The 13,234-nt window shown below is 68.3% G+C and carries 10 protein-coding genes; 7 read left to right on the forward strand and 3 right to left on the reverse strand.

What is annotated here, in order from left to right; translation table 11 throughout:
• The first annotated feature begins 55 nt into the window (after positions 1-55).
• Both ACIP5Y_RS18845 and ACIP5Y_RS18850 read left to right on the forward strand, forming a co-directional pair.
• Entirely contained in the window at positions 56-973 is a 918-nt protein-coding gene (locus tag ACIP5Y_RS18845) for an SDR family NAD(P)-dependent oxidoreductase (protein WP_400351527.1), read from the forward strand.
• Positions 974-1,150: 177 nt separating this feature from the next.
• Complete coding sequence (locus ACIP5Y_RS18850) at positions 1,151-1,435, forward strand: hypothetical protein (RefSeq protein ID WP_400351528.1); 285 nt, start codon at positions 1,151-1,153, stop codon at positions 1,433-1,435.
• On the opposite strand, the gene ACIP5Y_RS18855 is transcribed toward ACIP5Y_RS18850, so the two are convergent.
• Positions 1,436-2,086, reverse strand: a complete 651-nt coding sequence (locus ACIP5Y_RS18855) for an FAD-dependent monooxygenase (RefSeq protein ID WP_400351529.1) — start codon at positions 2,084-2,086, stop codon at positions 1,436-1,438.
• A gap of 208 nt (positions 2,087-2,294) precedes the next feature.
• Between ACIP5Y_RS18855 and ACIP5Y_RS18860 the strand changes: the two genes are divergently transcribed.
• Together ACIP5Y_RS18860 and ACIP5Y_RS18865 are read left to right on the forward strand one after the other, a co-directional pair.
• Positions 2,295-3,299, forward strand: coding sequence for an MBL fold metallo-hydrolase (locus ACIP5Y_RS18860; protein ID WP_400351530.1), 1,005 nt, complete (start codon positions 2,295-2,297; stop codon positions 3,297-3,299).
• Positions 3,296-4,114: a class I SAM-dependent methyltransferase gene (locus ACIP5Y_RS18865; protein ID WP_400351531.1), complete on the forward strand. Its 819-nt coding sequence runs from the start codon at positions 3,296-3,298 to the stop codon at positions 4,112-4,114. The genes ACIP5Y_RS18860 and ACIP5Y_RS18865 overlap by 4 nt, the downstream gene beginning before the upstream one ends.
• A gap of 15 nt (positions 4,115-4,129) precedes the next feature.
• Here the strand turns inward: ACIP5Y_RS18865 and ACIP5Y_RS18870 are convergent, their stop codons facing one another.
• Positions 4,130-6,865, reverse strand: coding sequence for an AAA family ATPase (locus ACIP5Y_RS18870; RefSeq protein ID WP_400351532.1), 2,736 nt, complete (start codon positions 6,863-6,865; stop codon positions 4,130-4,132).
• Between the two features lie 164 nt (positions 6,866-7,029).
• Positions 7,030-9,768 (reverse strand): AAA family ATPase, encoded by a 2,739-nt coding sequence (locus tag ACIP5Y_RS18875; RefSeq protein WP_400351533.1) that lies wholly within the window; start codon positions 9,766-9,768, stop codon positions 7,030-7,032.
• A 119-nt stretch (positions 9,769-9,887) separates the two neighbouring features.
• On the opposite strand from ACIP5Y_RS18875, the gene ACIP5Y_RS18880 reads away from it, so the two are divergent.
• From ACIP5Y_RS18880 to ACIP5Y_RS18890, 3 genes are read left to right on the forward strand one after another with little or no spacing between them, the layout of a single operon-like run.
• Complete coding sequence (locus ACIP5Y_RS18880) at positions 9,888-11,126, forward strand: M24 family metallopeptidase (RefSeq protein WP_400351534.1); 1,239 nt, start codon at positions 9,888-9,890, stop codon at positions 11,124-11,126.
• Positions 11,127-11,128: 2 nt separating this feature from the next.
• Positions 11,129-11,749, forward strand: a complete 621-nt coding sequence (locus ACIP5Y_RS18885) for a UbiX family flavin prenyltransferase (protein WP_400351535.1) — start codon at positions 11,129-11,131, stop codon at positions 11,747-11,749.
• A complete protein-coding gene (locus tag ACIP5Y_RS18890; RefSeq protein ID WP_400351536.1) occupies positions 11,737-13,230 on the forward strand; it encodes a UbiD family decarboxylase in 1,494 nt (497 codons plus the stop codon). Before ACIP5Y_RS18885 ends, ACIP5Y_RS18890 begins: the two co-directional genes overlap by 13 nt.
• Positions 13,231-13,234: the final 4 nt, after the last annotated feature.

The following is a 13,234-nucleotide window of genomic DNA, read 5'->3' on the forward strand; positions in this document are numbered from 1 at the left end:
CTATCGTCACCTAATCGGATAGATAATCCGTTTAGTTGGTATGGAGGAATCGGTCATGAAGCAGACGGCGCTGGTCACCGGGGGAACGGCCGGAATCGGGTGGGAAACCGCCATCGGACTGGCCGCGGCCGGATTCGAGGTCACCGTGGTGGGGCGCGATGCCGAGCGTGGCGCCCGGGCGATCGATCGCATAAACGCCACGGCCCCAGCACATTCGGCGCGCTTCCTGGCCACCGACCTCGCCGCGCTCGGCGCGGTGCGCGCGCTCGCCGACCGGGTCGCCGCCCTCGGTCCGCTGACCGTCCTGGTCAACAATGTCGGCGCCATGTTCGCCGAGCGTCAGGACACCGTCGACGGTATCGAGGCCGGCTTCGCGGTCAATCACCTCTCTCCGTACCTGCTGACCGAACTGCTGCTGCCCGCCTTGCGGGCCGGTGCGCCCAGCCGGATCGTGAACGTGACCTCGGGTGCGGTCCGGGTGGCCAAGCGCTCCTTCGACAATGTCGAGCCGCCCGGCGGCTACTACGGTTTCCACTGGTACGGCCGCGCCAAGCTCGCCAACCTCGCCTACACCTTGGAACTGGCTGCACGCCTGGATGGTTCGGGAATCTCGGTCTTCGCCGCGGACCCCGGAGGCGCCGCCACCGATATGACCGACGGCACCATGCGCAACCCGAAGATCGTGTCCCCGGGACTGCGTCTGCTGTGGCCGCTCGTCGAACGGAAATTCGCCCGCTCGACCTCGGGTCCGGCATCGGTGGCGGCCCGGCCCTCGATCTTCGCGGCCACCGATGCCGCTCTCGAAGGCCGGACCGGCATCGTCATAGGGCCTGACGCGCAGCCGATCTCGCCCTTCCGCGCGGCCGCCGACGCGCGGACCGCCGCGGCCGTGGCGCGCCTCAGTCAGCGTCTCGCGCCGGTGAGTTCCGTGGAGCCGGGCGGGATTCGGGGTGAATCTTCACATCCGAAGTGAGGGCGACCGGCCAAGGGGTGCGCCGGATGCCGCGCAGGTAAGTGGTGAGCAGGTCGCGGCAGGCGGTCGAGCGACAGCCCCCGATTCCGGGGTCAGCGGAAGCTTGGTCTAGCAGCGGAGATTCGATTTTGAAACCGTCACGATCGAAGTTATCTCCCGAACTAAGGACTGCACTCGATGCTCAATCTCCTTCCCGCCCTCCGCGCTGTTGCCGCAGCGACTGTCCTCGCCGGTGCGGTGGTGGCGAGCGGCGCCGCGACCGCCGGTGCGGCCGCGTCCGACCAGGCCAACGGTATTCCGGTCGAGGTCGTGGCGCCGGGTGCTCAGCAGAGCGAGGCTCAGCCCGTTGTCGCGACCTCGACAGGCAGTGCGCTGCTCGATCTGCTGACCATCTTCGGTGCCCCCACCGGTAGCGCGCAGAAGCCCTGCCCTCCGGCGCTTCCCATGTGTTCGGTGGTGTGATCATCGAATCAGGTTGGGGCCCGGCGTCTTCGATGCAGGGTCCCTTCGCGCTTGCAGGAGCGCGATTTCCTGAGCCGGATAGGGCCGGATATTAGGAAACCACCCGGCTATTGCCCCGCTGTGGTCGTCACGATGTGTCCGGAGAGGCTCGGCGGGGTCCAGTTCCACATGGACGTGAGGTTCGAGCCGGCGGATGGCGACGAACCAGAAGACGCGCTCCTGGGAGATCGGGTTCGCGGCGAAGCGTACGCCGCGTCCCCAGGTCTGGAAGCCGTCGACCGGCCAGACGGAACCGGGCGCGGTCACCCCGCGCCAGACGAGGATGCGCTGGAAGACCGGGTCCGCGTGTGGGGCCAGACGGAAGTCCGCAACGCACTGTGAATTCCGTCCGCGCCGATCAGGACGTCGGCGGTCCGACGCCTCGGAGGGCTGGGAGATGGCGCGGAATTCCGCGCCGACGCCCAGGGCGTCGATGGCCTGCACGGCATTGGGCGCGAAGGACCAGCCCGCGCCGACCTCGCGCGATTCGCCCGCTCGCTCCAGGACGGTGACCGACCATCCGACGCGGCGCAGGCCGATGGCCGCGGCGAGTCCGCCGATGCCACCGCCCGCGATGATCGCGTGCCGGCCGGTGTCGTGTTGCTTGGTCATTCGTTTTGTTTCTTCGTCGTCGGTCAGGACCCGCATATTGCTCGGCCGGATCGCAGTCTGAACTGAAACAACTGGACGGGACAAGACATTTGGGGCGATGGGTGAAGGATCAGGTCACCTGGTCGGCTGCGCCGCTGACGGCACCAGTCGTTCGACGGATTCCGTTGGGGTCGTTGTTTCCTAGCGTCGGGTGCGTACACCGCGTTCGATGAAAGGCAATGACATGACCGCCCAAGCTGTACCGGACCAGGAGCTCGCCGAGCGGCCCGAGGGATATAAGGGACCGAACCTGTCACCGGTGGGACTGGAACACCGGGCGCATCGGTTCGGCGACGGGGTTTTTGCGCTGATGGCGACGTTGCCGCCGAAGGACAACAATGGCGTGATCGCGGGGGAGAACGCGGCGCTGGTCGTGGATGCCGGTATCACGCCTGGCATTTCGGCCAAGATTCAGGCGCACGCGGCCGAACTGACCGATCGGCCGGTGCGGTACCTGGTGAACACGACCTACCACGGTGATCACACCTTCGGCAACGCCGCTTTTCCGGACGAGGTCGTGGTGATCTCGTCGCGGCTGAACAAAGAGAACATGTCCGACCTGGACAACGAGAAGCGGCAGCGCACCGGGAACATGTACGGTGCCGAGGCCGAATTCGATGCGGTAACCCGGTGGCGCACACCGGATGTGGTGTTCGACGATTTCGCCGAGGTCGATCTGGGCGGGCGCATCGTGCAGCTGTGGCAGTTCGGGCCGGGCAACGGCCCGGGCGATACCGTCGTATACGTCCCGGATACGCGGACCGTGTGGACCGGCAACTACATCTGCCACGCGGGCGTCGCGCCGATGCTGCTGCAGGGTGGGCCCGAGCCTTATCTCGCATCCCTTCGCAAGTTGCGGGAAACGCTGCCGGACATGGCGATCGTGGTACCGGGGCACGGGCCGATGGGCGATGCGCGCGAGGCGGTCGACTGGTTGATCGGATACCTGGAGCAGCTGCGCGACGAAGTCGCGGCAGCTGTCGCCGCGGGACGGACGCTGGAACAGACTCAGGAGCAGGTCACCAACCCGTGGGCCGAGACCCTCGCACCGGGTCTGATCGCCGCACTGGGTGACTACGCGGTTCCGGTCGAGTTCGCCACCCAGGGCCTGCTGACGCTGTGCCGGGATCTGCACCGGCTCAATGTGCTCGCGACCTACCGGAGCATGTCGTGACCGTGGCGCGCATCCGCTTGACTCTGAATCAGCTCGAGGAAACCTTGCTGATCACGCTGTGGGCCAAGGCCCTCGACAGCAAGTTCGCCATTCCCATGCTCGGCGACACCCGGTCCGCGGAAATCGCGGATCGGATCGACTACGACTTCGCCACCTTGAAGATCAAGGACAGCCTGACCTACGAAACAGCGCTGCGCAGCAAGAAATTGGACGATGCCGTGCGGGCGTTCACCGCCGCGCACCCCGATGCGGTGGTGCTGGATCTGGGCTGCGGGCTGGATCCCCGGATGGATCGGTGTCAGCCGACGGCGGGAATCGATTGGTATGACGTCGACTTCCCGGATGTCGTCGCTTTGCGGCCGGAATTCCTGCCGGAGCCTTCCCATCTCGTCGGCGCGGACGTCACCACCGCTGATTGGCTGGCGGGGATACCGCGTGATCGCCCGGCCATGATCGTCGCCGAGGGATTGATCCCCTTCCTGCCCGGCGATGCGTTCCAAGTCCTGGCCCGGACTCTCACCACGCATTTCGGTACCGGCGAGATCGCCTTGAACGGCTATACGCGCTTCGCGGCCTGGGCGATGAAGTATCACCCCACCATCAAGGCGCTCGGCATCACCGCCGCGGCGGGTTTCGACGACCCTCGCGAGCCGGAGACGTGGGGGGCCGGTCTCACCCTGGTCGACGAGGATTTCCTCACCCGTGCAACCGAAGTCGATGATTGGCCGCAGCCCTTGCGTGGACTCACCAGGGCCATGGCCCACAGCACCGCACTGTCGCGGCAGGGCGCGCGGATATTGCGTTATCGGTTCTGACCCGGCCGAACGCTGCTACAGCTGATCGAGCAGGGCGGACAGTTCGGCCCGTACCGCGACGCCGAGTTTCGGATAGGCCTTGTAGAGGTGGTAGCCGACGGTACGGGGGCTGAGGAACAGTTGCCCGCCGATCTCGCGGTTCGACAATCCCTGCGCGGCCAGGCGGACCACTTGAAGTTCTTGTGGTGTGAGCAGATCCAGCACCGACGCACCGGTCGATTGCCGGCCGGTGTCGCCGGTGGCGCGCAGTTCGGCGCGGGCGCGTTCGGCCCAGACGTTCGCGCCGATCCGCTCGAAGGTCTCCAGTGCCGCGCGCAGGCTCGTGCGCGCCTCGGTCTTGCGCCGGGCGCGCCGGAGCCATTCGCCGTACAGCAGGTCGGTGCGGGCGGCTTCGAAGGGGCGGCTGCTCTTCTCGTGCAACCGTACCGCCGCGGCGAAGTGCGCCTCGGCCTCGTCGCCGGAGCTCATCTGGGCCAGGCACCGCGCGTAAACGCCTTGGATCCACGGTGATCGGCTGGCGTCGGCCCAGCGCTGGAAGCGGTCGAGGGATTCGCCGATGCGTGCGGGCTGCCCGCTGCGCATCGCGGCCTCGACGCGCAGCGGCGTGAAGAACACGGCCATGTAATGGCCGCCCATCGCACCGCGGGAAGCGGATTCGATCCGGTCCAGTACTCGGTCGTAGCGCCCTGCACCCAGATCGAGCAGCGCGAGCGCGGTGGTGGACAGCAGGGCGGTGGCGAGTTCCCCGCGATCGAGGGCGGCGTCGAGGGTGGGTTCGGCGAATTCGCGGCAGCGCTGCTCGTCGCCGGCCTGGGCGGCGCCCCAGGCGAGAATGCTACGCAGGCCGTCCATTTGGTGATGTTGTCCGATGGAGTCGGCCAGCTCGAGGGCTTCCTCGGCGTGCACGGTGGCGTCGCGGTGATGGCCGGTCGCGTATTCGGCGGAGGCGAGATAGTGCAGCCGCATCGGCAACAGCCGCAGCGAGGACTGCTCGCGGTCCTCGGCGACCAGGGCCGTGAGCAGATTGCGGGCCTCGTCGTCGAGGCCGACCATCAGGCCCATGGCGGCGGCGTTCATCCGCTCGTCCGGGCCCAGCTCGCCGGGGTGGGAATGCGCGTACGTCGCGCAGGCGTGCAGCCGGTGCAGTGCGGCTTCGTCGTCGCCACCCAGCATGTGGGCCATGCCGATCATGCCCTCGCTGATGGGGCTCGGGCCGCGGCGCTGCCGCAGCAGGTCCGCGGCCTGCTCGGCGAGTTCGGCAGCACCGACCAATACGCCGTTGCGCATCGCGTCGGTGAGCATCTCGCCCACCAGATGCTCCGGCGCCCGGCGGGCCGCGTCGATGAGAATGCGGGCGGCCTGGTGCCGGGAACCGAACTCGGATTCGACGATGGCACGCAGGTAATCCAGGCGCGGTGCGTCGGACTCGTCGACCGTGCCGCGCGCCGCGCGGCGTACGAGACCCGCGGTGCGCTGCAGATCGCCGGCTGTCGCTGCTGCCTTGGCGGCGCAGGTGAGGCGGCGGGTCGCGGTGGCCGGATCGACGGTCAACGTGGCCGCGCGTTCCATCGCGGCGGCTGCGAGCGCATGGTCTGCGCGGTCGGATGCCCGGCGCGCCGCGGTTTCGAGGGCCGCGGCGATGTCGTCGTCGGGTCCGGACGCGGCCGCGGCGCGATGCCAGGCCCCGCGGTCGGCGGCCGCGGGACAGCCGCACGCCGTGAGCGTCGCGGCCAGCGCACGATGCGCCTCGAGCCGGCGGTGCATCGGGGCGGCGCCGAGTACCGCCGCGCGCGCCAGCGGATGCCGGAAGGCGATCTGATCTCCGTGGCGCACAATCAATCCCGAGTCCTCCACGGCGGCCAGCTCGGCGTGGCCTGCGTGGTGGGTGGCCGCCGCGGCCAGGACGATCTCGAGGCGGCCGGTCTCCTCGGCGGCCGCGATGAGCAGTAAGGCGGTGGCGGCCTCGTCCAATTGTGCTGCGCGCCTGCCGAACGCCGTCTGCACCCGGGCCGAGACCGGGAGCGTGACGAGATCGTAGGAACCGGCGGGCGCGCGGCCGGTGCGTTGCTCGAGGCTCAGCACGGACGGCAATTCGACCAGGGCCAGCGGATTGCCCTCGGTCTCGGCCAGCATGCGAGCGCGCACCGCCGGCACGAGTTCCGGATACCGCTCATCGAGCAGGGCGGCCGCGGCGGCAGCATCGAGCGCGCCCAGCTCCCGGGTGGCAAGGCTGGTGAGCCCAGCTGGGTCGTGCGCCTCACCGCGCACCGCGAACAGCAGCAGCACACCTTCGTGGTGCAGGCGCCGGGCCGCGAAAGTCAGCGCCTCCGTGGAGGATCGGTCCAACCACTGCGCATCGTCGACCAGGCACAACACCGGCCCGTCCTCGGCGAGCTCAGCGAGCATGGACAGCACGGCGAGGCCGACCATGAAACGATCGCTGGGTTCGGCGTGGACGAGTCCGAAGGCGCCGCGCAAGGCCGCGGCCTGCGGCGCGGGCAGGGCATCGAGGCGATCGAGCACCGGATGCAACAGCAGGTGCAGACCCGCGAAGGGAAGCTCGGCTTCCAACTCGATACCGGCCACCCGAATCACCCGCAACCCCTGGGCTTTCGCCGCGGCATAGTCGAGCAGAGCGGTCTTACCGATACCGGCCGGACCGCTCAGCACCTGGCACCCGCTGTGGCCCGCACGGATGCCGGCCAGGAGTCGATCGATCAGCGCCAGTTCCTCGGCACGCCCGTGTAGCACTGGGCAGACCCTACCTAAGCAAACTGGTCGGTACCAGCAGGTTTGATGCCCTGAATCCCTCGGGCGCTCAGCCCAAATAGCGCTCCTACCAGCAGAATCAGCATGAAATGCGGAGTCGTCGAGGCGGCTGCGTTACTCGCTGGGCGAACAGATCAGGCGCGCAGTCAGCGTGATTCGTGGAGGAGGGTGGCCAGTTCGGCGCGGGTCGCCACGCCGAGTTTCGGGTAGGCCTTGTACAAGTGGTAGCCGACGGTGCGGGGGCTCAGGAAGAGCTGGCCGCCGATGTCGCGGTTGGACAGGCCCTGGGCGGCGAGGCGGACGACCTGAAGTTCCTGTGGCGTGAGCAGATCCAGGACCGAAGTGGTGGGGCGGCGGCCGGTGGTGTCGCCGGTGGCACGGAGTTCGGCGCGGGCGCGGTCGGCCCACAGATGGGCGCCGAGACGGTCGAAGGTTTCCGCGGCGGTGCGCAGGCGGGTGCGGGCCTCGGCCTTGCGCTGGTCGCGGCGGAGCCATTCGCCGTAGAGGAGGGCGGTGCGGGCGCGTTCGAAGGGGCGGCCGCCTTTTTCGTGGAGGCGCTCGGCTGCGTTGTAGTGCTCCTCGGTCTCGTCGGCGGGGCCGGCCAAGGCCAGGGTGCGCTCGTAAACCGCTTGCGTACAGGGGGATCCGCTGGCGGCTGCCCAGCGGCGGAATCGGTCGAGGGGTTCGGTAAGGTGGTCGGTGCGGCCGATGCGGACGGCGGCTTCCACGCGGAGGGGCGTGAAGGATACGGCCACGGTGAAGGCCGCGGCTACGAACATCGGTTCGCGGGAGGCGGATTCGAGGCGATCGAAGACCAGGTCGTAGCGGCCCGCGCCGAGATCGAGCATGGCGAGCGTGGTGGTGGCGAGTGCCGCGGTGGCGGACTCGCGGCGGTTGAGCGCGGCGGCGAGGGCGGGCTCGGCGAGGTCGCGGCAGCGGGTCTCGTCACCGGACAGTGCGGCGCCCCATGCCAGCACGCAACGCGGGCCGTCCATCTGGTGGTGCAAGCCGATGGACTGCGCGAGCGCGAGTGCCTCCTCCGCGTGCACGATGGCGTCACGAGTGTGGCCGGTGGCGTATTCGGCGGAGGCCAGGTAGTGCAGCCGCAGCGGCAGCGTGCCCAGTGTCGACTGTTCGCGGGCCTCGGCCACGAGAGTTTCGAGTAGGTCGCGGGCCTCGTGGTCGAAACCGGTCATGAGACCCATTGCGGCGCCGTTCATCCGCTCGTCCTGGGTCAGTTCGGCCGAGTGTGCGTGGGCGTATTCGGCGCACGCGCGCAGTCGTGGCAGTGCGAATTCGTCGTCACCGCTGAGCATTCGGGCCAGCCCGAGCAGTCCTTCGGTCACTCTGCTGGGGCCGTAGCGCTGGTGCAGCATGGTGGCTGCGCGCGTGGTGAGTTCGGCATCGCCGACGAGGAAGCCATTGCGCACGGCGTCGACCAGCATCGGGCCCGCCGCCGCGGCCGGCGCGCGGTCGGCGGCGTCGATAAGCAGGCGCGCGGCGGTGTGCCGGGAGCCGAATTCGGCTTCGACCACGGCGCGCAGTGAGGCCAGTCGCGGGGCGTCGGTGTCGCTGACCGTTCTGCGGCCTGCCCTGCGTACGAGCGCATCGGTGCGGTGCAGATCTCCGGCGACGGCGGCTGCTTTGGCCGCGCAGATCAAGCGTCGGGTGCCGGTCCCCGCGGTGCCGGTCAACTCGGCCGCGCGTTCCATGGTCGCGGAGGCGGCGGCATGATCCGCGCGCCCGTATGCCCGAGTGGCCGCCTCCTCCAGGTCGTCCGCGATGGTGTCGTCCGCACCCGTCGACGCCGCCGCACGATGCCAGACCGCCCGGTCGGCAGCCTCGGGATCGCCGCTGTGACACAGTGTTTCGGCGAGCGCGCGGTGCGCGGCCAGTCGCTGGTGCAGCGGGGCATCGCGCAGGATGGCGGCCCGCACCAGCGGATGGCGGAAGCTGACCTGATCACCTTGGCGCACCAGCAATCCCGAGCGCTCGGCCGCCATGAGGTCCGCGGGGCCCGCGCCGAATGCGGCGGCGGTGTCGAGCACTGTCGAGATTTCGCCGGTCTGCTCGGCGGCCGCGATGAGCAGCAGGGTGCCCGCGGCTTCGTCGAGCCGGGCGGCGCGGGCGCCGAATGCGGTCTGTACCCGGGTGGACAGCGGGAGCATGGCGAGGTCATAGGGCACGGCCGGGGCGACGCCGGTGCGCTGTTCGGCGCTGAGCGCGGACGGCAGTTCGACCAGGGCCAGTGGGTTGCCCTCGGTTTCGGCGAGCATGCGGGCGCGCACCTGCGGGGCGAGTTCGGGGTATTGCCGGTCCAGCAGGGCCGCGGCGGCCGTACGGTCGAGTCCGCTCAGCTCGTGGGCACTGAGTCCGGCCACGGGGTGGGCGCCGCCGCGCACGGCGAACAACAGCAACACACCCTCGTGATGCAGCCGGCGGGCCGCGAAAGTCAGTGCCTCCGAAGAAGATCGGTCCAGCCATTGGGCATCGTCGACGAGGCACAGTACCGGTCCGTCCTCGGCCAGTTCGGCCAGCATCGACAGTACGGCGAGGCCGATCAGGAAGCGGTCACCGGTCTCGGCCGCGGCCAGGCCGAAGGCGCCGCGCAGGGCGGCGGCCTGTGGTCCGGGCAGGGCGTCGAGGCGATCGAGTACCGGGCGCAGCAGCAGATGCAGGCCGGCGAAGGGCAATTCCGCCTCGAGTTCGATTCCGGCCACGCGAATCACGCGCAGGCCGCCGGCCTGCGCCGCGGCATAGTCGAGCAGGGCGGTCTTGCCGATCCCGGCAGGTCCGGTCAGGACCAACGCTCCGCTGCGGCCCGCACCAGCATCCGCCAGTAGTCGATCGATCAGCGCCAATTCTTCTGCACGCCCGTATAGCACTCGACGGACCCTACCTAAGGAACATGACGGATCACGGACCGGTCGATTGACTGAATCCTTTCGCGTTGCACCCCAATAGCGTTCTCACCAGCCGATACACACCGAAATCAGGAGCTGGTATGCCACCGAATTACTCGCTGAGCGAACGCGATCGACGCTGGGCACTGGCCCGCGAGTTGATGGACGAGCAGGGCGTGGACGCACTGGTGATCTACGGCGAGCACGAGAACGGCGGCCCCGCATCGTTCTCGCCCGATGTCTACTTCACCAATGAGCGCCCGGGCGCGATAGTGGTCTTCCCCCGCGACGCCGACCCCATTTCGCTGGTGTGGTCGCCCATGCATATCGCCGACCACATCGAGGCCCGCCGGCGCGGCGAGGGCTGTTGGACCGAACCGCAGAACATGCGCGTGGCGAAGCACGCCCAGGGCGTCGTCGACGTACTGAAAGAGCATGGGCTGGAACGGTCGGCGGTCGGCGTGATCGGCCTCGAGCCGTACCCGCCGTTCCACTTCAACCCGATCATGCCCTACACGCTGTGGACCGCGGTCCAGCAACAACTGCCGCAGGTGAACTTCAAGCCGATGTGGTTCCCGTTCCTGCTGCGCACCCTGGCCCAGTCGCCGGAAGAGCTTGCGGTACTGCGGCATTCGGCCGAGATCGGCGAGGCCATGGCCGCGGCCATGCTGAAGGCCACCACGGCCGGCGTCACCGAGGCCGACGTGTATGCCGCGGGCATGGCCGAATCGTTCCGGCTCGGCACCGTCGCACCGGGCATGCTGATTCAGTCCGGGCCCGGCTTCGCCTGCTGGGGGCCGCCGGTCTGGTCCTACCGCCCGCAGGCCCCGCGCGTCATCGAGGACGGCGATGTGATCCTGGCGGAAGTGTTCTGCCAGTTCGGCATGCGCGAAACCCAACATCAGGTCGCCATCGCCGTGGGGGAGGTACATCCGGATATCGAAGCGGCGGCCCAGGTGGCGCGCGCCTCCTACGAAGCCGGGCTGGGCGCGCTGCGGCCGGGCAATACCTTCGGCCAGGTGGTCGATGCCATGAAGGCGCCACTCGAGGCGGCAGGTGGCTGGAATATCCATCCGCTGGTGCACGGGATGAATCCGTATGGCACCGTCTGCGGTTTCGGGCACGGGATGCGCGAGCTGCCGGAGGCCGCCGAGTACGCGCTGCTGGCCGAGGTGCCGACCATCGGCACCGATCTGCCGCTGGCCGAGGGCATGGTATTCGCCTTCGAACCCAACTGTGTGATCAACGGGAAGCTCGCGAACATCGGCGGCACGGTTGTTGTCGGAGCCGACGGCGCCGTGGAACTGAATTCGCTCACCACCAACCTGCTGCGGGCCTGACCATGACTGCTCAACGTCTGGTGGTCGGCATCAGCGGCGCCACCGGGATCGCGTACGGCATGCGGATTCTGGAACTGGCCCGCAAGGCCGACGTGGAAACCCACCTGGTGGTGACTTCCGCCGCGCAGCTGACCCGCCTGCACGAAACCGATATCAGCGCAGGCGATCTGGCGGCGATGGCCGATGTCACCTACCGTCCGGCCGATATCGGGGCGGCCATCGCCTCCGGGTCTTTCCGCACCGCGGGCATGATCGTCGCGCCCTGTTCGGTCCGGACGCTGTCGGCCATCGCCTATGCGAACAACGACAATCTGCTCACCCGCGCCGCCGACGTCACGCTCAAGGAACGCCGCCGGCTCGTGCTGCTGGTGCGCGAAACCCCGCTCACCATGGCGCATCTGCGCGCGATGACCGCCGTTACCGAATCCGGCGGAATCATCATGCCGCCGGTGCCCGCGTTCTATCTGGGGCCCGAATCCGTCGACGACATCGTCGATCACACCGCCGGGCGGGCCCTCGACCTGCTCGGCATCGACGTGCCGGACCTGCCGCGCTGGGGAGAAGACCCGGCCCCGCGCAAGGACACCTCGAAGAACCAGGAAACACTGATATGGCACACCTGAAAAGCCTGCGGGAATTCATTACCGCACTCGAAGCCATCGGCGAAATCCAAACCATCGACCACGAGGTCGATTGGCAGCTCGAGATCGGCGCGGTGATCCGGCACTCCTACGACTTACGCGCGCCCGCACCACTTTTCACCAACATCACCGACTACCAGGACAGCGGCTTCCGGGTCCTCGGCGCACCCGGAGCCCTGAGCGCACCCGAGCATCAGCTGGCTCGCATCACACTGGCACTCGGCCTGCCCGCCGACGCCACCGGGCAGGCGCTGATGGAGGCGCTGGTCGCCGCACGCGACAAGCCGGGTATTCCGCCGGTCGAGGTGGATCGCGCTGATGCGCCGTGCAAGCAGAACATCATGCTCGGTGCCGATATTGATCTGCTGAAGTTCCCCACACCCTGGATCCACGGCAATGACGGTGGCCGCTACATCCAGACCTGGGGCTTGAATATCGCCCGCACACCGGACGGTTCGTGGACGAGCTGGTCGGTCAACCGCATGATGATCCACGATGCCAAGAGCCTGGCCTGCCTGATCGCACCGGTGCAGCACCTCGGCGTGGTCCGCACCGCGTGGGCCGATCTGGGCAAGCCCATGCCGATCGTGCTGGCCCTCGGTGTCGAACCGGGCCTGCCGTTCGTCGGCGGCATGCCGCTGCCGGACCACGTCTCCGAAAGCGATTACATCGGCGCCTATTTCGGCGAGGGCATCGAAGTCGTCCCGGCCGAAACCGTCGACCTGATGGTTCCGGCCACCGCCGAAATCGTCATCGAGGGCTACATCAGCCTCGACGAGACGGTCATGGAAGGCCCGATGAACGAATTCCCGGGCTACAACGCCACCGCCTCCTCACCCAAACAGCTGTTCACCGTCACCGCGATCACCTACCGCGACAACGCGATCCTGCCCGTGGTGGCCGCCGGCCCGCCGGTGGAGGAAGACCACACCTGCACCGCCACCATGCACGGCGCGGAACTGCTCTACCAGCTGCGCCGGGCCGGGCTGCCGATCACCTCGGCCTGGCACACCCCCGAGGCCGCCATGCACTGGCTCACGCTCTCGGTGCGCCAGGACTGGCATACCACCCTCGGCATCTCCTCGGCCGAACTGGTCCAGCGGGTCGCCGACGTCGCTTTCACCGGCAAGGCATCGGTCAACGCACCCAAAATCCTGCTTGTCGAAGACGATGTCGATATCACCAACCTGAACGAGGTGGTGTGGGCCTTCGCCACTCGCTCCCACCCCGATGCCGAACGCGGCGAATTCCATTTCCCGCACCGGCTCAGCGATGACCTGCCCATCTACCTCGACGAGGAAGAAAAGCACACCTACATGGCAGGCAAGGTCATCTACAACTGCTTGCTCGCCGACCTCTACCCGGACGGCAAACGCCCCGTGAAAGGCAGCTTCGAAAACGGCTGGCCCACAGACATCCAAGAACGCGTGCTCGCCGAGTGGCGTGCCTACGGCTACCGATAGGAAC

The organism is Nocardia sp. NPDC088792, assembly GCF_044750615.1.
GTDB lineage: Bacteria > Actinomycetota > Actinomycetes > Mycobacteriales > Mycobacteriaceae > Nocardia.